Here is a 21,292-nt window from a genome sequence, read left to right as displayed (position 1 = left end):
TATTATTTGGCAACTCATCTTTTTACTCGTAAAATCGAAGACAAGATCAAGGTCAGTAGAAAAGAGTCCCTAAATTAATGAATACGTTAATCAGTCAGGGTGGAAGAGCTATCACTAAATTTCAGGTGATAGACCGGATAAACGATATAGCTTGGCAAGCTCACCAAGGCAGCGTTGCGGCGATTATTCAGCTATTGAACGAAAAGCTAGCCCAGTCGTGTGTCAGAACTAGAGCCATTTTTTCTGATGGTGTCTTACAAATTCTGTGCGAGGCAGCTAAAGTAGAGCAACTTGAGCAATCTCCCCTGGTAGAACAAATCCAGCAAATTCTTGAGTCTATCGCCCCACGTCACATTCGCCGCGTCAAGATCAACAGTCGGATTGTTCGAGAACAACAATTGCTGTGGTTAAAAGAAATAGATAGCGATCGCGAAAATCAATTGCTTTGGTCACAGGAAATTACATTAATTCAGCCAAATGTTGTAAAGCAATTAATTAAAGATTTCACAGAAGCTCAAGCTGAACTAGGAAAACCAAATTATCCTAAAACTCAAGTCTCTCGTCCTTTAGTACTCATTAACAAAGAAAAATACAAAAATAAACCTAAAACAAAGATATTAGCAGCAGCAGGTTTATGCTCGCTGTTATTGCTTAGTTGGGTTGTTTATGCCCAGCTAGGTAATAAATTGAAAAACCTAATACAACCAGAAACTTCCAAATCTTTAACTACAGAAAACACTAACGATAGCAAAGCCCAAATACCGTCTCGCGCTCCTAACAATACCTTTTCTGAGCCTTCTGACGATCCATTTCAAATATCTGTGCGAATTGCCAACCAAGCTTCTGCATCTGGAAAAACAGCTACAACCTCAACTCAGTGGTTAGAGATTGCTGCTAAGTGGCAACGGGCTTCAGATTTAATGAGTACGGTACCACAAACCCACAGCCGTTATCAAGAAGCTAAAATTCGTACTCAACTTTATAAAAAATACAGTGAGGCGGCACAGAAAGAAGCAGATAAGAGTAAATCTTAGTTTTTTCTGATTGGAAGACTTCGATTAGTGATTAGTATTCCAGTAGCGATCAATGGATCGTTTACTTTACTTATCGCGCTTCATCCAAGCGCGTAAAACTAATTTCAATGGCTAACGCTTTTCTTGGGGAATAGGAGCAAATTCCCCACTTGATAATATTAGTTATACCACCGAACAGGCGCGAAAGGGTTTTAGATAACACATATTTAATTTCTGAAGATATCTATAAAGAAATCGACCTTATTGTGAATAAAGTCGATTTAATCAGGTGGATTCATTTATGGGGTTAATCCAAAATCCAAAATGTGTATGTCCCCTAACTCAGGAGTTCTCCTGTTTCTTGCAGGGAGTGCAAGCGGCGGTAAATACCCTCATGACGCAAGAGTTCATCGTGGCTACCCACTTCTACAATCTTTCCTTGCTCTAGAACGACAATTTTATCAGCTTCCCGGACTGTGCTTAAACGATGGGCAATAACAATGGTGGTGCAAGTGCCCTGAATCGATCGCATCGCTAGCTGAATTGAACGCTCAGACTCATAATCTAAACTAGAGGTGGCTTCGTCAAAAACCAGCACGTCTGGTTCCACTAACAACGCTCTAGCAATTCCCAAGCGTTGTCTTTGTCCTCCAGATAACCTGACACCTCGTTCTCCCACGACAGTGTAATAACCTTTGGGTAAGTGCTGCACTACTTCATCGACTCTGGCAATTCTACAGGCTTCTTGAACCTGCTCGAAAGTGGCATTCGTTCTGCCATAAGTCAGGTTATCCAAGATAGTACCGTTGAAAACGTCTACTTCTTGGTGAACGATCGCTAATCTTCGTCTATACTTACCGACATCCAAAGTGCGAATATCTTGACCATCAATCAGAATTTGACCTGCTTGAGGTTCAAAATATCGCAACAACAATTTCACTAAAGTAGACTTACCAGAACCGGAACGCCCCACTAATGCCACTGTTTGGTATGGCTCAATCAACAAGTTGATATCTTGCAAAACCTGACGGTTGGCATCATATCCAAAAGTGAGGTGCGACAACTCAATTTTTCCAGTAAATTTATAAGGTGATTCTGTCTGGTTGCTTTCTTCTAAGAGACTAGCTGAATCAGATGCAGTTGGCTCTTGCAGAAATTCGTGAAACCGCAGCATGGAAGAATAACGACGGGCAAAAACTTCTGCCAAGCTACCAATAGGTTCTAATTCGGCATAAGCCATGCTAGAAAGAGTTAAGGTCATGACAAAGTGACCGAGAGAAATTCTCCCATTTACTGTTGCTGCTAAAGTTAAACCCAGTATTGCAAACACACAAAACTGAATTACGGTTCTTTGCCAAGTACCCAATATCGTATAACCTTTGTGGATGCGATAATCAAGCACCATTAGTTCGCGATTCAAACGTTGCTTTTGCCGCTTCAGTTCTCTAGCTTCTGTAGCAAATGCTTTCACCGTTTTGATATTGGTGATTAATTCGGAAGTGCGGCTTTCGGTGTTCTCTCCATATTTATCCAGACGAGTTTCGTACCTAATTAGCTGTTGTAAACCCTTCAAGCTGAAGCTGAGAATAATTACAAAGGAAATTAGATACAAAATTGCAATCCGCCACTCAATGAACAAGATAAACACAAAAATCCCCAGTACACGAGCCAGTTTAGGAATCAACTGTCCGGCGATTTCGGGATATGCCCAAGTGTGGTTAGCAACACCTCTAGCTACTCTGCCGGCAATGCGTCCAGGGTTATTTTCATCATAAAATTCTAGTGGCAGAGTCAGAACTTTAGCGATCGCTGTTTCGTTTTTCTCTCGACGCGACCTGAAAGCTATATCCCAATGAAACCAATTGGTTAACCAGGGTTGTGTTGGCGCTCTCACTACGGTGACAACGAAAATTAAACCCAGTAATACACCCAAAGATAGAGTTTTATTAACTGGGTAATTGGTGATGTCCGAAAAAGTTGCGATCGCACTTTGAAGTGGTTTGTCCAAGGGTTGAGCAGATAAAATGTTTAAAATCTGTCCGATCGCATAAGGGACAACCAAATCAATAACTTCGTAAACGCTGGATGCTCCAATACTAAAGAGACTCAGCTTCCAATCAGAGCGAAAGTAATTGACAATATCTTGAAATTTGGCCATGATGCACACCGTCCAAGAGCGCGATCGTAAACTTGGAATTTATATACTACAAATGTATTACAAAAGTAGTCAAGAGCTAGATGACAAATCACTCTTTGGGAGTAGTTGGTAGCTCTTGAGGGAAAAATTCGAGGCGATAGCGGTAGAGAGCAACTGGTCGAAAACCAGCTTTAAAGTAATCTGGATCTTGGGATGAAAGATAGACAGCAGTAACTTGATCTGCTTCAATCACCGGATTAGATGTTGAAACTTGATGATAAGCCGTAGTCGATTCTACAGAGTTTAAATAGGGGCGCGAACCGCCTTTAAATAGTTGTTGAAACACTTCTGTGGTGATGAACTTGCCATCAGGGGTAGTTTCTGTAGCACGTGCAGTCACAATAGAAACTAGTTGGCGACTGCTACGCAAGAACGTAATTTGACGATTAGGTGAATCTGGATCTACTTTGACTGATAACACTGCTTTATCCCCTAAATAAGCTCTTGCCAAATTCAAGCTATTAAACGCTCTATCCGCTACTAAAATTGGGGATTTGTCACCTATCCGAGTAAGTATTTTTAATCCAGAAATAGGTGGTTGCTGTTTCACAAATCTTACTACAAAACTCACAGGCTGATTTAATTGCCGATGATTACCTTCAAACCCTGGTGTTACAATTTCTGGTGCTAAAGGTGCAGCTAAATCTACTAAGGTACTTGTAACTTTCCAAGTTCCAGCCATCCATTCAGGGTAAACTAAATCACCCGAAGCAGGTTGCACTGAAGTTAGTTTTTCCCATTGAGGAAAATTTGCTAACCTTTGAGATAACTCTCCTGCAAAAGCTTCACCATCCCACATAAGGAATAAAAACAGCAAGCAAAAACTCCAAATTACCTTGATTACAAGCATTAGCAGTTTTGTATTTAATGGTTATTGTTTACCGATTAAAAATTAAGTAATTTTCTGTAATAAATTAAAACTTTGTAGTGAGATAATTAGCCCTATCCCAAATTTATAGTGATAGCATGACATTGGCATTAGGTATGATTGAAGTTTATGGCGTTCCCACAGCAGTGGAAGTGGGAGATGCCATGTGTAAAGCTGCCCGTGTAACCCTTGTTGGTTATGAAAACACTGATTTGGGACGAATTACTGTCTTAATTCGAGGAGCTATAGGCGAGGTGAATGTAGCAGTGACAGCAGGATTAAAGGCGGTGCTGCGAGTTGACGGTGGCGAGGTACTTTCTAATCACATTATTCCCCGTCCCCACGAAAATTTAGAATATGTTTTACCGATTCATCGCAGCGTTAATATCGAGCAGTTCAGTGCAGATATCCGATTTCCTCCACCCCTATCAGTTTAGGTGTATTAAATTTCTGCTGGTAAAGGTTGCCAAACTTCCCCATACTTCTCTTTTAAAGTTTCCCAAGCTTCCACTTGTCCTAGTTCATATTCTCCTGGTTTACCCCATTGTAAAAATAAGCTTAAAGCAGACTCCTGTTTATCATCTAAAAACCGAATGGCATAGGTTGTAAAGTTACCTCTTTTCGCTTCACCTGTTTCAAATTTAACCTGAATAATTTTGTCCATATTCAAATGAAATTCAAAGCCTTCGGTGTGCATATTTGCATACTTACCCTTTGGTAATTCTGCATAAAATAGTTTTTCAATCTTGCCCCGTGCTTCTAATACAGCCGCGCTACTAGTAACAATTAAACGCAAAGTTCCAAGAGTCTCACAAGCTTCTAAAAAGTCTTTTAATGTTGTGGTCATTTGTCATTTGTCCTTTGTCATTTGTCGTTGGTTAAACGATGATTCATAATACCAATTCAATTAATGATTGCAACATATCCTTGGGTAAAGACGCGACGCCAGTCGCTACAACGGGGAGGCAGCGCGGTCTTGGGGGTTCCCCCATGAGCGACTGCCGTGGGAACCCCCGCAACGCGCTGGCTCATGAATCGCGTCTCTACAAATGGTTTATTTGTCGCATTATTTTTTCAAATTGGTATAACTAATGCCCAATGCCCCATGCCCCATTCTCAATCCCTATTTTTCGTATTGTTCATAAGCCGCAACAATGCGCTGAACTAGCGGATGGCGCACGACATCTTTTTGAGAAAATTCGCAAAAAGCAATACCTTCAACGTGTTTTAAAATTTGTAAAGCTACTCCTAAACCCGATTGTTGGTGAAGTGGTAAATCAGTTTGTGTCATATCGCCTGTAATCACCATCCGCGAACGGAAACCCAAACGAGTCAAAACCATTTTCATTTGAGCAGGTGTAGTATTTTGCGCTTCATCTACAATTACAAAAGCGTTATTAAGGGTGCGTCCCCGCATATAAGCCAGTGGTGCGACTTCAATTACACCGCGTTCCATTAAACTGGGTACTTTTTCTGGATCGATAAATTCATAAATAGCATCGTAAAGTGGACGAAGATAGGGATTAACTTTCTGCTGTAAGTCTCCAGGCAAAAAACCGAGCTTTTCACCAGCTTCGACAGCAGGGCGAGTTAAAATTAGCTTTTCAAATTGGTTGGCAAGGAGTGCTTGGACGGCGACAACAACAGCGAGATAAGTCTTGCCAGTACCAGCAGGGCCAATTCCAAAGGTAAGATCGCGTTTGCGGAGTGCGTCGATATATTGACGCTGGCGGAAGGTTTTGGCACGGACTTCTTCACCCCGGCGACTTTTGGCGAGGACATTTCGCTGTAAATCTTGTAGTTCCCCTTGCCGATCGCTATCTATGGCTTGACGGGCTGTTAAAATATCCGCACTGGAAATAGTATTGCCTTTAATCCAGAGGTCTTCAAGCGATCGCACTAATCGAGAAGCCAAATCAATTTGCTTTTCAGTACCAGAAATCACTAATTCCTGTCCGCGTAGCACTAAAGTGGCTCCTGTTTGCTGAGATAAGATTTTGAGATTTTCTTCTCCATCTCCAGCTAGAGCGATCGCACTGGTAATATTCGGCAGCTGAATTGTTAAGGCACCTGCCATAGTATTTCTTAATTGGTGAGGATCTGTATTTGACAAAGGTTAATTTTTCTCGCTAACGGCGAATTTATACTTTTATTACCTACATTTTGAAAAATATTTGCAACAAATTAATCATCCATAGGGGCGTACAGCTTGCCCTCATCCCCTAACCCCTTCTCCCATATTGGGAGAAAGGGAACTGGAGAATTTACTCCCTCCCAACATGGTAGAGGGGCTGGGGGTGAGGGCATAGCCCCTACTGGTGAAGAGTTCAAAAAAAGATTTAAAAATCTTTTTGTTACTTTCCATCTTTATAAAAATTCTGAGCGGAGGTAACAACAACCGCTCAGATTTACTCTCTAGTTTCAACCTAACGGAGGCGCGGTTTAACAATGGGTTTAGGCCCATCATTTCGCGGTTCTCTCTTAATCGGCGGTGGCGATCGATCTTCAGTGTCTTCATCAAAAGACATACCCTCCCGGCCCGGAGTGGTGCTGCCGTAGATATCCAGGTATGTTGATTGCCCAGCTGCGGCTGCGGCTGCGGCAATTACTGTACGAATTGCCTGAATATTGCGTCCCCCTCGACCAAACACTTTTCCTTTATCTGTGCTTTCAAAGGCGATGCGAACCCAAACCCGGTTGAGGGCCTGAGAAATTTCACAATCGACGCTTAATGTTTCTGGAGATTCCAAAAACGGCTGTACCAAAAACCGAACCAGCTCAACATAGTTGGGGCTAGCTGTTGGGAGTTTTGTTCCGAAATTATGATGCGGCTGTTGCACTGACCTGCTCAAAAACATTAGCTTTTACTAGAATGCGACGAACGGTATCAGTGGGTTGAGCGCCTTGTTGTAGTCGCTTGACGATACCGGGAACGTCTAGTCGCACTTCATCAGTTCTGGGGTTATAATAACCCAATTCTTCTAAGGGACGGCCATCGCGGCGAGCGAGGTTGTTAATGGCGACAATGCGGTAACTTGCTTCCCGCTTTTTACCGAATCGTTTCAAGCGCAGTTTGATCATGGTTGAAGAATCATTCTCCTGTAGTTAGATATTAATTAGCAACTAATTGGTGAGGAAGTAACCTAAATCTGGCTGCTGCCGATAAATTAAGGGTTAGTTTCCTCTGCTAATAAATTCTGAGGTCGAAATGCTAATTTTAGCACTGCCTAGCATTTGCTGCTATTTGTCATTAGTGATTTGTCCTTTGTCATTGGTCATTAGCGAATGGCACGATTGTAAAGCTATAAGCTTTACCCTAACGGGTTAAGAGCCTGGAGGCTCCGCCTCCAGTGGCTTGACCAGAGGCAGAGCCTCTTGGAATACATTCCCAGTCTTCAGACTGGGAACGAGGTGACACAAGCCTTTCGCCTTTTCGTTAGTGCCATTCGCTCATTAGCAAATTACCAATGCCCCATGCCTAATGACTAAAGATTGCCAAAGCCTTTTTTCTTTTTATCTTTGGGTTTTTTCTTTTTTGTGGCTGAGGCACCATCATAACCTCGCCATCCTGGGGCTGCGGGACGATTACCAGCACCGGCGAAGGCGTTGCCCATACCGCCGCCACCGCCGAACATTCCCGGCATTCCAGGGAAGCCGCCTTGACCCATTTGCTGCATGAGCGATCGCATTTTTTGGAAATCACCCACCAGTTTGCTGACATCTGACTCTCTATAGCCTGAGCCAGCAGCAATCCGCCGCCGCCGACTGGGAGAACTGGCTAATAAATCGGGGTCGTGGCGTTCTTGGCGAGTCATGGAGTTAATCATCGCCTCACAGCGCTTTAACTGGGTTTCTCCCTGTTTGAGTTGATCGTCTGAAAGCTTGTTCATCCCTGGAATCATCTTGATCAAGCCTCCCAGAGAACCCATGTTCTTTAGCATCCGCAGCTGCTTGAGAAAGTCAGTAAAGTCAAACTTTGCTGACAAAATTTTCTCCTGCATTTTCTCAGCATCAGCTAAGTCAAACTCTTCTTGGGCTTTTTCTACCAAAGTTAGCACATCGCCCATTCCCAAAATTCGGGATGCCATGCGATCGGGATAAAACGGTTGCAGTGCCTCGACTTTCTCACCCACGCCCACAAATTTAATCGGCGCTCCCGAAATCTTTCGCACCGAAAGCGCAGCACCACCACGGCTATCACCATCTAACTTGGTGAGAATTGCCCCAGTAATTCCAATCTGTTCGTGGAAGGTGCGGGTAAGATTTGCGGCCTCTTGACCAGTCATCGCGTCCACGACCAGCAGAGTTTCATGGGGTTGGACGGTTGCTTTGATGCGGGCTAATTCCGCCATCATATCTTCGTCAATTTGCAGACGACCAGCAGTATCAATAATTACCGTGTTGACACCTTCTGCTCTGGCGCGTTCTACACCTTGCCTTGCGATTTCTACGGGATCGGCGTCGCTTCCTAGTTCAAATACTGGTACGTCAATTTGCTTACCCAACGTCACCAACTGGTCGATCGCTGCTGGGCGATATACGTCTGTCGCCACCAACAAGCAGCTACGCTCTAATTTTCTCAGATGTAAGGCTAACTTAGCGGTAGCTGTGGTTTTACCAGTACCTTGCAACCCAGCCATGAGAATAATAGTAGGCTGTGCCTGGGCTTCTGCGATGGGAACATTTTCTTCTCCCATCACCTGCACCAGTTCATCATGAACAATTTTGATGAACTGTTGGTCAGGTCGCACGCCGGTAATCACCTCGGCTCCCTGTGCCTTGGCTTCGACTTCGCTAATAAAATCTTTTACTACCTGGAGATTGACATCTGCTTCCAACAGGGCGCGGCGCACTTCGCGCAATGCATCTTGAATGTTGGATTGAGAAATTTTGTCCTGTCCCCGCAGTTTTTTCCAGGCGGATTCTAAACGGTCAGATAATGCATCAAACATAATGTAATTACAGGTAGTTCGCCAATGGGGAATTCTAAACCGCCGATGAATGCGATCGCGAATTTCCGCTAAAGTTTTAACGTGCTATCTACCAGCTTAGTATTTTTCACCGCGACTGTAGCAATCAGATACGGATTGGGGATTGGGGACTTTGATGATTGAATATTGCCTACTGCTGCGATCGCTAGTTCGTAATATTATCAGTTAGGTAGCTACGGTAGCCAAGATGTCGCAGCGAATCAAAGTATACTCATACTCGATATACCATTCGTCAAATTCATATATTGGTATCGCTCTTGCTGAAAAAGCTTTGCAGGGTTTACCTGTTGATATTGAACGACGACCAATTTACATACCAAAGGAGCGAGGTATAAAGATAGTTGATTTACAAGGACGAAGTGAAAACGCCCTGTTATCGTCGTATCACAAAGAAGATTGTCTACGGTGGGCAAAAAAGTACGGCATTGAAATTCGGCTCAAGGAGTTTGAAGAATTTGGTCGGTGGGTAAAACGCTGGGAGAAAATGAAGTTTGGCCGCGAAGAACTTCCTGCAAGAGCGTATTACGCGGCTTGTGGAACTGGGAAGGAGCATCTGCTTGATGCCGCGTTCTTTCGAGCGACGTACATCGATCAGCTTGATGTCAACGATGAGTCTGTGATTAAGAAAGTTGCAGATGATGTTGGGTTGAATGGCGATCGCATTCTTGAGTTAATCTACGGGGAAGCAGCAAAACTTGCAGCAGTGGCAGCTTTGGCAGAATACGAACAGTTTGGCTGTCCCGGAGTCCCGACTTGGGTAGTTGAAGGTGAGAGGTTTTGGGGAAAGGATCGTGTTGATTGGGTAACAGAAAAGGTAAAACAATTATGTAATACTGCTGTTACCAAAACAGTACTGAGTGCCGAGTGATAATTTTTCAGGTGAGTTGGAAAAATCATCACTTTGCTTCTTTGTTTATTCCTGGTCTAACTCCTTGACCTGATACCAATTTTATATGAGGCTACACATTATTTTGACCCCTCCCAACCTCCCCTTACCAAGGGGAGGTGCCGCAGGCGGTGGGGTTCTTTCTATGCGCCTTCATAAAGAATTGCTATTAGCTAGTTATTTTTTAGTTGTTACCTGACGAATCGGCAACTCAATCACAAAGTCTGTACCTTTGCCAAGCTCAGATTGGCAGTATATTTTACCGTTGTGTTTTTCTGTAACTATCTGATAGCTGATAGACAGTCCCAAACCTGTACCTTTACCGACAACCTTAGTAGTAAAAAATGGATCGAACAGTCGAGAAAGGACTTTTTCATCTATGCCGAGTCCGTTGTCGGCGATGCGAATGACAATCCAATCTTTATTGAGCAGGGAGGAAGAAATTCGGATTTTGCAGGGGTTTTTTGCCAGTGCTTCAGAAGATTCCTTTGTGGTTCGTTCTTCTAGAGCATCAATGGCATTGGACAGCAAATTCATAAATACCTGATTCAACTGACCGGGATAGCATTCTATTAGAGGTAAAGTACCATAATCTTTGCTCACATGAATGGTGAGGCTATCAGCTGAAGGCTTCAAACGGTTTTGTAAAATCATTAATGTACTGTCGATGCCTTCGTGAATATTTGCTGGTTTGAAGTCAGCTTCGTCTAGGCGCGAGAAGTTCCGCAAAGATGTGACAATTTCCCGAATGCGTTCAGTGCCGACCTGCATGGACTGGAATAATTGAGGTAAATCTTCGACCAAATACGCTATTTCGGCTTTTTTGAAGAACTCTTGGATTTCTGGTGCGGCATCAGGATAATGATGCCAATAAAGTTGCACATAGCGAAGCAATTCTTGCGTGTATTGATGAGCGTGTTCTAAGTTGCCGTGGATAAAATTAATCGGGTTATTAATTTCATGGGCAACTCCCGCCACCAGTTGCCCCAAACTGGCCATTTTTTCAGCGTGGATAATTTGCATTTGGGCAGTACGCAGTTCATTCAGTGCTTGGGCGAGTTGATTCGCTTCTTCACGAGTTTGACCCAGCAAACTAGATTGTTGAAATAAGTTGGCTTGACGCAGCGCTACACTGAGTTGAGCCGCCACTTGAGTGACAAATTCCAATTCCGCTTCTTCCCAATGACGTGTATGGGTGCATTGGTGAATGCACAACAACCCCCACAGTTCATCCCCTTCCATCAATGGCACAATAATCTGTGCTTTGACTTGGAATCGCTCAATCACATCCAGATGAGGTACTTTCGAGCCAACGCTGTTGACATCAGATATTACTTGCACTTGCCCTTGGCGATATTGGGGTGCGTATTGATCGCCGAAGCAATAGTCTTGCACCTTCACAGCGAGGGCAGAATCGAACTTGGGTAAGACATCTTCAGCAATAAATTCACCACTGCAAAAACCAACATTCGGATCGAAGCGGAAAATGCCAACTCGATCTGTATTTAGCGATCGCCGCACTTCCTGTACTGTAGTCTTAAGGATCGTCTCCAAATCCAAAGATTCCCGAATTTTGACGACCAAATCAAATAAAATCCGGCGCTGTTCAGCCGATTGTTGCAGTTCATCAGCGCGAGTTTGAATTTGAGTCACCATTTGAGAACTTTGCAGTGCCACTCCCAGTTGGCTAGCAACCTGTCCCAAAAATTCCACTTCCACACTATCCCACTGGCGCGGTGCGGAATGTTGATAGGCAGCCAGCAATCCCCACAAATTCCGTCCTACAAAAATTGGGGTTAACGCATAAGCGCGAATCTTGAACTGCTCCAAAATCTCTAGGTGACAGCGCGAGTGTCCAGCTTGATAAATATCCTCTACAGCAAAATTTTCGTTGTTGCGGTAGCGTCCGCCTTTGGTTTCTTGAAGGTGGGTATCTTCCCAAACGAGATTTTTGCCAAAGGGATTAATACTGTCCCACTGTGCCTCAACCATACCAAAATTACTGACGAATTCGCCACTCCAGTCTGGATTAAAGCGATAAACGCCAACCCGCTCAACTCGCAGCAGTTTACATACTTCTTGGCAAGTAGTTTTTAGAATTAAATCAATATTTAAAGAGGAGCGAATTTTCCCAACCACTTCAGTTAATGCTCGTTGCCTTGCGATCGCATCTTGTAGGGCAGAAGCCTGTTGTTTTGACTGAGCCAAATTCTCGGCTTGCTGAATCGCGACTCCCAATTGTGCCCCTACTTGTCCCAGAAACTCCACTTCGTAATTTGCCCATTGACGCGACCCAGAGTGTTGATATGCTGCTATCAATCCCCACAGTTTTGGGCCGATGAAGATGGGCGCTAAGGTATACGCCCGAATCTTAAATTGCTCCAGAATATCAATGTGACAACGCGAGTGTCCGGCTTGGTAGATGTCGTTGACAACAAAACTTTCGTTATTGCGGTAGCGTCCACCTTTCGTTTCTTGGAGGTGGGTATCTTGCCAAACGAGATTTCTGCCAAAGGGATTGATTCTATCCCACTGCGCCTCTACCATGCCGAATTGGCTGACAAATTCGCCGCTCCAATCTTCATTAAAGCGATAAATTGCTGCCCGCTCTAACTTCAGGAGTTTGCAGAGTTCTTGACAGGCAGTATCTAGAATAATTTCAGTATTTACAGAGGAGCGAATATTTCCTACCACTTCCGTCAACGCACGTTGGCGTGCGATCGCATCTTGCAGTTCTGCTGTGCGTTGTTTGGTTTGTTCTAGGGTTTCTGTCTGCTGCATTGCTACACCAAGATGGCTGGCAGCTTGGGCAAAGAATTCGACTTCGTGAGGATACCATTGCCGAGGAGCGGAATGTTGATAAGCTGCAAGCATTCCCCACAATTTTGCACCAATAAAAATCGGTGCGATCGCATACGCCCGAATCTGAAACTGTTCTAATACTTCAATATGACAACGAGCGTGCCCTGCATCGTAAATATCAGCTACAGCAAACGGCTCATTTTTGCGATATCGCCCTCCCTGAGTTTCTTGCAAATGTGAATCTTCCCAAACTAAATCCTGTCCAAAGGCGGTCAATGCATCCCAAGGATGTTCTGCAAAGCCCAAGCGATTGATAAAACTACCGCTCCAGTCTTCATTGAAGCGGTAGATTGCAACTCGCTCAATCTTCAATTGCCGACAAATATCTTGACAAGAAGTCGAACAGAGAGATTCTATATTTACAGATGCGCGAATCTTAGCTAGAATCCTCGCCAATATTTTTTGATATTGAACCGTTAGCTGTAGCTGTTTGTGACACTCTTGCAGCCCTAAGTGGTTCGACGCTTCATAACTATTCGCTGTCATAAATTATAAATAAAATAGACTACCTGCTTTCAGTATTCCCTTGTTTATTTGTAATTGCTCAACTAGTCTTGGTTAGTAGAGAGTCTTGATTACTTGTAGTTTGCTGTGCGGTTTTTAGTTTTTGGATTTTCCTTCATAGCTTTACTATCAAGGCTTCTTTTGCCTTGTTCGATAGTTGTTTGAGGTCGGGCAGTTTTTCTATTTATTCAGTTAATCTCTATCTCGGTCTCTTGTTAAGAGTGTTGAGCAATTACAAAATCAATTCATAATTAATTTTGGGTATAGAGCGGTCTAACTTCAATTATTAAAAATAGAAAACTGGTAAGTATTTTTATTCAGAGACACCGGGATTTATCCGTAGTGTAAAAATTACATAAAGAACTCATATTTGATTGCGTGAAAAAACTCAGTATAATTCAAAGAGTCTTTTTGGTCTTGCCTCTTGCCTGCAAAACCAAGTTAGTTCTCCAAATCAAAATGGATTCCTATATTTCTCTCTTACTGCCAACAGAATTCAAAATATAGAGAGCCTACCTGCTACTCAAGGTGTAATAAACACTAGTGGCGCACAGCTAGCTGTGCGCCACTACGAATCACCTATATTCCAACCTACAAAAGTTTCAGGTTATGAAATCCAGATTACTTAGTAATGATTTAGGTTAATGCCAGCTTCTTTTGCCATTGCTTCTAACCCATTAATTTGTAGGGTTTTAATTGCTTTGGTAGACAATTTTAATCTCACCCAGCGATTTCCGGCTTCCCACCAAACCCGCTTGTCTTGCAGATTAGCGTGCTGAAGGCGTTTAGTACGGCGGTGGGAGTGAGAAACAGAAAAAGCGTTATTTGCCTTCTTACCAGTTAATTCACAGCGACGGGACATAGCTACTATCTCCAGATTGTTATTTTAATACAGCCTTTCCATTTTAGGTCTTAGGCAGCAGAAGTGGGGAGATGAGGAGGGGGAGCAGGGGGAGCAGGGGAGGCAGGGGAGCAGGGGAAGAATAACTATTAGTTATTGAACCAATGCCCAATGCCCACTCACCACTATTTACTCGCTTGTTCCGTCAGCTTGGTGAGTACCTCATTCGATCGCTCGACGAAGGATTTCATTCCCTCAGCGTCAAATCCTTTCTGAGACATCAGCGCTAAATCGTAAACGTGTTGACAAATCAAGTTCACTAACTGATCTGTAGACGATTCACCGTTACCTTGAATGATACTACCTTGGTTAATATTTGCCAGATTTTGAATTAGCGGGTGAGCAGTATTCACCAGCAAAATGTGATCTTCGGGAAACTCTGCTGACTGCTGCTGCATCATGGCGTTCATTTCCCGCAGGCGGCGGAGAATTTCTGGTAAAAGCACGATCGCAGGTGGTGTACCATGAGGATCGTCTGATTTCAAAGCTTCGGTACGGATGTTGAGTTTGGGTTTGTTGAGGGATTTCTCAAATAACTCTTTGATCGTCTCACTCCGAGTTTTATTCGTCTTGGGATCGACAATTTCCTTATCTTTATCTTGTTCCAGCAGGGTATTATCTAAATCTGAGTCTACCCGCGTAAACTTCACATCCTGATATTCCCGCTCTAGGAAGTTGATAAAGTGAGTGTCGATGAAGGAGTCCATAAAAAGGACTTCCAAGCCTTGATTTTTGTGCAGTTCTATGTATGTAGATTGGGTTGCTTCATCGGTGCTGTAGAAAACCCGATTTTCGTTGCGTTCTTTGTTGCGTTCTAGATACTCTTTCAGCGTAGTATAAGGAGCGCTGGGTGCTGAGTCAGAACTGGGTGAAGGAGTGACATCTTGCCAAGCATCGCCGTCTGAAGACTGTACTTCAACGACTGGAGTTTCAGCAGCAACTTTTTCTGTCAACTTGGCGGTGGTGCGGAAGACAATGATATCTTCGATTTGTTTTTTGAATTTCTCGTCGTTGAGAACGCCGAATTTTACAAAAGTGCCGAGGTCTTTCCACGCGCTAATGTATTGTTCGCGGTTGTCGCGGAAAAGTTCTTTGAGGCGATCGCCTACTTTTTTGGCAATGTAGTCACCAATTCTCCGCACGGTGCGATCGCCTTGCAAAGCACTGCGCGATACGTTTAGGGGAATATCGGTACTATCAATCACACCCCGCATCGGCATCAAAAATTGCGGGATAATTTCTTCGCAGTTGTCGCTAACAAAAACTTGATTGCAAAATAGCTTGATCTGCCCTTTGGTAACATCTACATCCGGTCGCATTTTCGGGAAATACAGAATCCCGTTGATGATAAAGGGATAGTCTGTATTTAGATGTACCCATAACAAAGGTTCTTCCTGAAAAGGATACAGGTAGCGGTAAAACTCTAAATAATCTTCTTTAGTCAGATTACTTGGAGACTCTCGCCACGGTGCTTTTTGCTTATTTATTACTTCGCCATCTAGTTTAATCGGGACTGGCAAGAAATCGCAGTATGTCTTGACAAGATTCTTGATTCGTGCAGATTCGAGAAATTCTTCTTCTTCCCCTTGCAGGCTGAGAATAATAGTAGTACCGCGAGTTGTCCTGGGCGATTCTTCCAGGGTGAAAGCTGGCGAACCATCACAAGACCAGTGAACCGCCTGTGCCCCTTCTTGATAGGATAAGGTATCAATTTCTACCTTTTGCGCCACCATAAAAGAAGAGTAGAAACCAAGACCGAAGTGGCCGATTATCGGTTGATCTGATTTGCCTTCATACTTATGAATAAATTCTTCAGCACTAGAGAAGGCGACTTGATTGATATATTTCTTAACTTCATCTGCGGTCATCCCGATACCGTTATCAGAAATTGATAGAGTTTTCTTATCTTTGTCAATGGCAATTTCAATTTCTGGTTCGCCGATGTCTCCAGCATAATCGCCGGCACGGGATACCATTTTTAGCTTTTGGATGGCGTCTACAGCGTTGGATACCAGTTCCCGCAAGAAGATTTGGTGATCTGAATAGAGCGACTTCTTAATGATCGGGAAAATATTCTCAGTATGAATACTGATAGTGCCTTGTTCTAGCATAATTGGTAATTTTCGATGTTAGTATCTGAAACGATGATAGTAGGTAATACAACCTAGCCATCTGTTTTCCAGGATAAACCCGGAGAACATAGAAGGGTATGATACCAATTAGGATTTTAAAAGCATAGCTGAGGCGATCGCACCTTTTTTGAGCATTGTTTGCCGCCATTTTCTGATTCGGATTCCCCTACTTCCGACTCCCCACTCCCCAGATTGCTGTTTAAGTATTACTAGAATTCTTCTCCAACACCAAAAAATAATGGTATGGATAAGTAGGATCGATAAATTCTTGCTTAACAGTTAACCCAGCTTTGGCAACAGAGTTTAAAATCCGCGTTTTCGGATATCCTTTTAAACCCATTTCCCAGCAGTGTTCGTCACAGACTGGCGTTGTACTCCAGAATTTTGGCACATTGAATAGTAAATGCCTTGGTCTGCCGGAGAAAGAGGTTTTCACTTGAAACGAAAGGTATTGAGTGCAATAAGGAATTGAAATCACCAAAAATTTCTTGGTTGCAATAGCAAGTTTTCTCAATGCTTCTTCTGACTCAGGGTAGGGGAAGTGTTCCAGCACTTGAAATAAGACAATCGCATCAAATTTATCTTTTGGTAAGGAAAAATCTGTAGTCAAATCTAAAATTATTTCTGGTTTGAGGCTGGGGTCAACATCAGCAGTGGAGACGTTGTATCCATTATTCTTCAGGATGTCTGTTAATAGAGAATTAAAAATCCCAATTTCCAGAACGTTTTTTACCTGATTACCCAGCGAAAAAATTAAACGCAACTGGTGATGATAACTGATGAGGCGATTTTTTGATAAATATTCTGAATTTCTAATATCTAACGAGGTGATGAGTTGCATAAATAAGCCTACCTAAGCTGAGAGATTAATAAATTTGGTGGGTATACAACTACAGGATTCCCGGAACAATCATCAAAATAACAGTACCTTGTTTCGTTTGTATACACTACATCTCCTAGAAGGCTACGGTACACACACATCTTGGTAATGAAGCCCAAACCTTGGATTTACCCCCCTTAATCCCCCCGATGTATTGGGGGGAAATATCCGGTTCTCCCCCTTTACAAGGGAGAAATATCCGGTTCTGCTACTTACTAAGGAGGGAAATATCCGGTTCTCCCCCTTAGCAAGGGGGAGTTAGAGGGGGTGAGAAGGACTTGTATACACACCGTAGCCTAGAAGAAGAGAGGCTTTGAAGGGGGATTTTTCAGGGCAAAATATCACTAACACCAAACGTATTACTTTAACGAGTAGGATTTTACGCGCTAAAGTATTTGGCTAACGGGTGATAGGTAATAATCGCAGTGGTAGACTGTTCTGGATAAAGTTGTTCGCTTTCATCCATATACAAGTTAATCCTGTCAGTCTGCAATAACTCCAGTTGCTTGTATTGGTCTTGGATATTTGGACAAGCTGGATACCCAAAACTATACCGCGAGCCACGATAGCGTTGTGCTAATATATCCCGAATATTATCGGGTTCCTCAGCAGCAAAACCTAACTCCCGGCGAATTCTAGCGTGTGTCCACTCAGCTACAGCTTCCGCCACCTGCACCGCCATACCGTGGAAATACAGATAATCGGTGTATTGATTGGCAGCAAACAACTTTTGAGCGAACTCTGTGGCAATTTCCCCGACAGTCACCGCTTGCATTGGGAAGACATCAATAATTCCCGACTCCTTCGGTGCAAAGAAATCTGCTATGCACAGCCGCCTTAAAGACTTTTGTCTGGGAAACTCGAAAGTTGCAATCTGTTGTGATTGACTTTCTGAGTCATATATATGTAGAGAATTCCCCTCGGCTTGACAAGGGAAATATCCGTAAATCACCTGCGGATGTAACAGATTCTCCTCAATAATCCGCTGTTTCCAACTTTCTAAAACTGGGTACACTTTCTCCGCTAAGAAAGCCTGATATTCTTCCTTAGATTGTTCCTTTGGTTTGCGGAATTGCCACTGTCCAGCAACCAAAGCTTGTAAATCCAAGTGCCAGAATATTTCTTCGATGGGAATATCACTAGGCTGCAATAACTTCGTTCCCCAGAAAGGCGGTGTGGGACGTTCAATATCTATTGCCACAGCTTCGGAACGCCTTGTATCTACTACTTTTGGTTCAGCAGATGTTTCTTCAGCAGTTGTCGCTTTTGGTTCTTTGTGGCCATTAGTCGAAACTTCAGCAGTTTCAACTTCGTTCAAAAATCCCTGCAAATCTTCCCAGTTATTAGTTGCCTTTGCTGGCATTAATTTATCCATGAAGTGCAAGTCAGAAAAGGCATCTTTGCCATAAACAACTTTACCTTTGTAGGTATTTTGGCAATCATCATAGACAAACTTGGGAGTTAACGCCGCACCACCTAAAATCACAGGGACACTAATTCCCTTTTCGTTGAATACCTCCAAATTCTCTTTCATGAAGGCGGTGGATTTTACCAGCAAACCACTCATTGCAATACAATCAGCTTTATGCTGTTCGTAAGCGTTGATGATGTTTTCCACCGGCTGCTTAATCCCCAAGTTAATCACCTTGTAGCCGTTGTTGGACAAGATGATATCCACCAAGTTTTTACCAATGTCGTGGACATCGCCTTTGACTGTGGCAATGATAAAGGTTCCCTTGGCATTGTTACCCGATTCTGATTTTTCCATGAACGGTTCGAGAAACGCCACCGCCGCTTTCATGGTTTCCGCAGATTGCAAAACGAAGGGTAGCTGCATTTGTCCAGAACCGAATAATTCCCCGACAACTTTCATGCCATCTAGCAGGAAGGTGTTGATAATCTCCAAGGGGGGATATTCTTCTAAGGCTTTTTTCAGATGTTCTTCTAAGCCGATGCGTTCGCCATCGATGATGTGACGTTTGAGACGTTCTGGGATGGGGAGACTTTCATCTAAGGAGCGATCGCGTTTAGTTGTTACCCCGGCAAACGCTGTGGTAAGCTCTCCCAAGGGATCGTAAACGCAAACATTACCCTCAAATTTCCGTTCGTCATAAATCAACTGGCGACAGATTTCTTGATGGCGGGCGTCAATCTTCGAGAGCGGTAAAATTTTATTAGCGCTGACAATGGCTGCATCCATTCCCGCCGTCGTCGCTTCATGTAAAAACACCGAGTTCAGCACCATCCGCGAGGCTGGATTTAAACCAAAGGAAATATTGGAAACACCCAAAATTACATGACATCCAGGCAATTCTTGACGAATCCGCCGGATTGATTCAATTGTAGCTTTACCGTTTTCTCGGTCTTCTTCAATCCCGGTGGAAATGGGTAAGGCAAGGGTATCAAAGAATATTTCTGTGGGTGGTATGCCGTATTCTACAGCTTGACGGTATGCGCGTTGAGCGATCGCAAACTTTTTGTCTGCTGTCCGCGCCATTCCATCTTCATCGATAGTACCAATGACTACACCAGCACCGTATTTTTTCGCTAACTCCAGCACCTTCAAAAAGCGCGGTTCCCCGTCTTCGTAGTTGGTGGAGTTCAGCAAACACTTACCACCAGCAACCTTTAAACCCGCCTCCATCTTTTCCCATTCGGTGGAGTCAAGCATTAAAGGCAATGTCACATTATTGACAATGCGCGAAACTAATTCGTGCATATCGCGCACGCCGTCGCGTCCCACATAATCGACGTTGACATCAAGGATGTGTGCGCCTTCTTTGACTTGCGCCCTCGCCATTGAAACGAGTCCATCCCAATCTTCCGCATTTAGCAAATCGCGGCATTTCTTGGAACCACTGGCGTTGAGACGTTCGCCAACAATCAAGAAGGAATTATCTTGGTCGTAGGGCTGAGTGGTGTAAATTGATGCTGCTGCTGGTTCTAAACTTGGTTGTCTAACTTTTGGCTTCAAACCTTTAGCGACTTCTGCCAATTGTTGAATGTGTTCTGGACGCGTCCCACAGCAACCCCCGATCACTTGGACACCCAAATCTTCAACAAAATGCATCAGCGACATCCGTAATTCTAACGGTGTCAGGCGGTAGTGCGCTTGACCGCCAACGTTTTCAGGTAAACCCGCGTTGGGTATACAGGAAACGATAAAAGGTGAATGTTCTGCCAGATACTTGATATGTGGTTTCATCAAGTCTGGGCCTGTGGCGCAGTTTAGACCGAGAATATCAATTGGGTAAGGTTCCAGAATTGTCAGCACAGCACTGATTTCTGAACCAACCAACATTGTCCCCATGCTTTCCATTGTCACAGACACCATCAACGGACGGCGATCGCCTTTTTTGGCAAACACTTCTTCAATGGCATTCAGCGCTGCCTTAATTTGCAGCACATCTTGGCAAGTTTCCACCAGAAATAAATCGACACCACCATCCCACAGCGCCTCTGCTTGTTCGGCAAAAGTAGCTTTCATGGTGTCAAAGTCAATGTGTCCCAAAGTTGGGAGTTTAGTTGTGGGGCCGATGGAACCTGCCACAAACCGGGGTTTTTCTGGCGTGGAGAATTCCGCAGCCACACGCTTGGCTAATTCTGCGGCTGTCTTGCTGAGGTAATAGGCTTGGTCTGCCAAGTCATATTCTGCCAGCACAAGGGATGTACTGCCGAAGGTATCGGTTTCAATGACATCAGCACCAGCCGCAAGAAAGTCTCGGTGAACCTTAGCGACAGCTTCGGGTTTGGTGTGGACTAAGTATTCGTTACAACCTTCATACTGCGGGCCGCCGAAGTCTTCAGCAGTCAGGTTTTGGGTTTGTAAGTTGGTTCCCATCGCCCCGTCGAAAACGAGGACTGGGCTATCTGGACTACGCAGGCGTTCAAGGAAAGAATGAGTCATATTTTCCTAGAATAAATGAGGATATCAAGTGAGTCTTGTGATACTCGACTTACTTTATTATTTTCCAAGATTGTGATATTTTCGGCATCTTTTCATAAAGTCTGTTTTGCTGAAACTCACCATTGGCTCATTTTGACCTGATTTATCAAGG

The 21,292-nt window shown here is 43.7% G+C and carries 15 protein-coding genes; 3 read left to right on the top strand and 12 right to left on the bottom strand.

What is annotated here, in order from left to right; all coding sequences use genetic code 11:
- Positions 1 to 77: 77 nt before the first annotated feature.
- Positions 78 to 1,034: a hypothetical protein gene (locus tag RMY64_RS26840; RefSeq protein ID WP_322683195.1), complete on the top strand. Its 957-nt coding sequence runs from the start codon at positions 78 to 80 to the stop codon at positions 1,032 to 1,034.
- Positions 1,035 to 1,350: 316 nt separating this feature from the next.
- Here RMY64_RS26840 and RMY64_RS26835 read toward each other — a convergent pair whose 3' ends face one another.
- Positions 1,351 to 3,171, bottom strand: a complete 1,821-nt coding sequence (locus RMY64_RS26835; RefSeq protein WP_322701596.1) for an ABC transporter ATP-binding protein — start codon at positions 3,169 to 3,171, stop codon at positions 1,351 to 1,353.
- Positions 3,172 to 3,259: 88 nt separating this feature from the next.
- Positions 3,260 to 4,060: a DUF6816 family protein gene (locus tag RMY64_RS26830; RefSeq protein ID WP_322701595.1), complete on the bottom strand. Its 801-nt coding sequence runs from the start codon at positions 4,058 to 4,060 to the stop codon at positions 3,260 to 3,262.
- 116 nt (positions 4,061 to 4,176) lie between these two features.
- On the opposite strand from RMY64_RS26830, the gene RMY64_RS26825 reads away from it, so the two are divergent.
- The gene (locus RMY64_RS26825; RefSeq protein WP_322672510.1) at positions 4,177 to 4,515 is read left to right on the top strand and encodes a carbon dioxide-concentrating mechanism protein CcmK; all 339 of its coding nucleotides are present in this window, start codon (positions 4,177 to 4,179) and stop codon (positions 4,513 to 4,515) included.
- Positions 4,516 to 4,520: 5 nt separating this feature from the next.
- Here the strand turns inward: RMY64_RS26825 and RMY64_RS26820 are convergent, their stop codons facing one another.
- The 5 genes from RMY64_RS26820 to ffh all read right to left on the bottom strand — a co-directional run bounded on the left by RMY64_RS26820 (position 4,521) and on the right by ffh (position 9,030).
- On the bottom strand, positions 4,521 to 4,925 hold the full coding sequence (locus tag RMY64_RS26820; RefSeq protein WP_322672511.1) for a ChuX/HutX family heme-like substrate-binding protein: 405 nt from the start codon (positions 4,923 to 4,925) through the stop codon (positions 4,521 to 4,523).
- 276 nt (positions 4,926 to 5,201) lie between these two features.
- Positions 5,202 to 6,155 (bottom strand): PhoH family protein, encoded by a 954-nt coding sequence (locus RMY64_RS26815; RefSeq protein WP_322672512.1) that lies wholly within the window; start codon positions 6,153 to 6,155, stop codon positions 5,202 to 5,204.
- A gap of 349 nt (positions 6,156 to 6,504) precedes the next feature.
- The gene (locus RMY64_RS26810; RefSeq protein ID WP_322672513.1) at positions 6,505 to 6,936 is read right to left on the bottom strand and encodes a KH domain-containing protein; all 432 of its coding nucleotides are present in this window, start codon (positions 6,934 to 6,936) and stop codon (positions 6,505 to 6,507) included.
- A complete protein-coding gene (gene rpsP, locus RMY64_RS26805) occupies positions 6,899 to 7,159 on the bottom strand; it encodes a 30S ribosomal protein S16 (RefSeq protein ID WP_322672514.1) in 261 nt (86 codons plus the stop codon). The genes RMY64_RS26810 and rpsP overlap by 38 nt, the downstream gene beginning before the upstream one ends.
- 404 nt (positions 7,160 to 7,563) lie before the next feature.
- Positions 7,564 to 9,030 carry a signal recognition particle protein gene (ffh, locus tag RMY64_RS26800; protein WP_322689727.1) on the bottom strand — a complete coding sequence of 489 codons (1,467 nt, stop codon included), beginning with the start codon at positions 9,028 to 9,030 and terminating at the stop codon, positions 7,564 to 7,566.
- A 226-nt stretch (positions 9,031 to 9,256) separates the two neighbouring features.
- Between ffh and RMY64_RS26795 the strand changes: the two genes are divergently transcribed.
- Entirely contained in the window at positions 9,257 to 9,937 is a 681-nt protein-coding gene (locus RMY64_RS26795) for a DsbA family protein (protein ID WP_322683191.1), read from the top strand.
- Between the two features lie 195 nt (positions 9,938 to 10,132).
- On the opposite strand, the gene RMY64_RS26790 is transcribed toward RMY64_RS26795, so the two are convergent.
- From RMY64_RS26790 to metH, 5 genes are all read right to left on the bottom strand, one after another.
- Positions 10,133 to 13,303, bottom strand: coding sequence for a GAF domain-containing protein (locus tag RMY64_RS26790; protein ID WP_322701594.1), 3,171 nt, complete (start codon positions 13,301 to 13,303; stop codon positions 10,133 to 10,135).
- 643 nt (positions 13,304 to 13,946) lie between these two features.
- Complete coding sequence (gene rpmB, locus RMY64_RS26785; protein ID WP_322683189.1) at positions 13,947 to 14,183, bottom strand: 50S ribosomal protein L28; 237 nt, start codon at positions 14,181 to 14,183, stop codon at positions 13,947 to 13,949.
- A 164-nt stretch (positions 14,184 to 14,347) separates the two neighbouring features.
- Positions 14,348 to 16,333 carry a molecular chaperone HtpG gene (gene htpG, locus RMY64_RS26780; RefSeq protein WP_322701593.1) on the bottom strand — a complete coding sequence of 662 codons (1,986 nt, stop codon included), beginning with the start codon at positions 16,331 to 16,333 and terminating at the stop codon, positions 14,348 to 14,350.
- Between the two features lie 220 nt (positions 16,334 to 16,553).
- Entirely contained in the window at positions 16,554 to 17,195 is a 642-nt protein-coding gene (locus tag RMY64_RS26775; RefSeq protein ID WP_322683187.1) for a class I SAM-dependent methyltransferase, read from the bottom strand.
- Positions 17,196 to 17,613: 418 nt separating this feature from the next.
- Complete coding sequence (gene metH, locus RMY64_RS26770) at positions 17,614 to 21,141, bottom strand: methionine synthase (protein ID WP_322683186.1); 3,528 nt, start codon at positions 21,139 to 21,141, stop codon at positions 17,614 to 17,616.
- Between the last annotated feature and the right edge of the window lie 151 nt (positions 21,142 to 21,292).

Origin of the sequence: Nostoc sp. DedQUE08 (assembly GCF_034530895.1) — a bacterium.
Lineage (GTDB): Bacteria > Cyanobacteriota > Cyanobacteriia > Cyanobacteriales > Nostocaceae > Nostoc.
This window is presented reverse-complemented; position numbering and strand designations above follow the sequence as displayed.

Coding starts and splice junctions, on each gene's coding strand:
- RMY64_RS26840 (WP_322683195.1), top strand. CDS start 78: ATGAATACGTTAATCAGTCAGGGTGGAAGAGCTATCACTAAATTTCAG.
- RMY64_RS26835 (WP_322701596.1), bottom strand. CDS start 3,171: ATGGCCAAATTTCAAGATATTGTCAATTACTTTCGCTCTGATTGGAAG.
- RMY64_RS26830 (WP_322701595.1), bottom strand. CDS start 4,060: ATGCTTGTAATCAAGGTAATTTGGAGTTTTTGCTTGCTGTTTTTATTC.
- RMY64_RS26825 (WP_322672510.1), top strand. CDS start 4,177: ATGACATTGGCATTAGGTATGATTGAAGTTTATGGCGTTCCCACAGCA.
- RMY64_RS26820 (WP_322672511.1), bottom strand. CDS start 4,925: ATGACCACAACATTAAAAGACTTTTTAGAAGCTTGTGAGACTCTTGGA.
- RMY64_RS26815 (WP_322672512.1), bottom strand. CDS start 6,155: ATGGCAGGTGCCTTAACAATTCAGCTGCCGAATATTACCAGTGCGATC.
- RMY64_RS26810 (WP_322672513.1), bottom strand. CDS start 6,936: ATGTTTTTGAGCAGGTCAGTGCAACAGCCGCATCATAATTTCGGAACA.
- rpsP (WP_322672514.1), bottom strand. CDS start 7,159: ATGATCAAACTGCGCTTGAAACGATTCGGTAAAAAGCGGGAAGCAAGT.
- ffh (WP_322689727.1), bottom strand. CDS start 9,030: ATGTTTGATGCATTATCTGACCGTTTAGAATCCGCCTGGAAAAAACTG.
- RMY64_RS26795 (WP_322683191.1), top strand. CDS start 9,257: ATGTCGCAGCGAATCAAAGTATACTCATACTCGATATACCATTCGTCA.
- RMY64_RS26790 (WP_322701594.1), bottom strand. CDS start 13,303: ATGACAGCGAATAGTTATGAAGCGTCGAACCACTTAGGGCTGCAAGAG.
- rpmB (WP_322683189.1), bottom strand. CDS start 14,183: ATGTCCCGTCGCTGTGAATTAACTGGTAAGAAGGCAAATAACGCTTTT.
- htpG (WP_322701593.1), bottom strand. CDS start 16,333: ATGCTAGAACAAGGCACTATCAGTATTCATACTGAGAATATTTTCCCG.
- RMY64_RS26775 (WP_322683187.1), bottom strand. CDS start 17,195: ATGCAACTCATCACCTCGTTAGATATTAGAAATTCAGAATATTTATCA.
- metH (WP_322683186.1), bottom strand. CDS start 21,141: ATGACTCATTCTTTCCTTGAACGCCTGCGTAGTCCAGATAGCCCAGTC.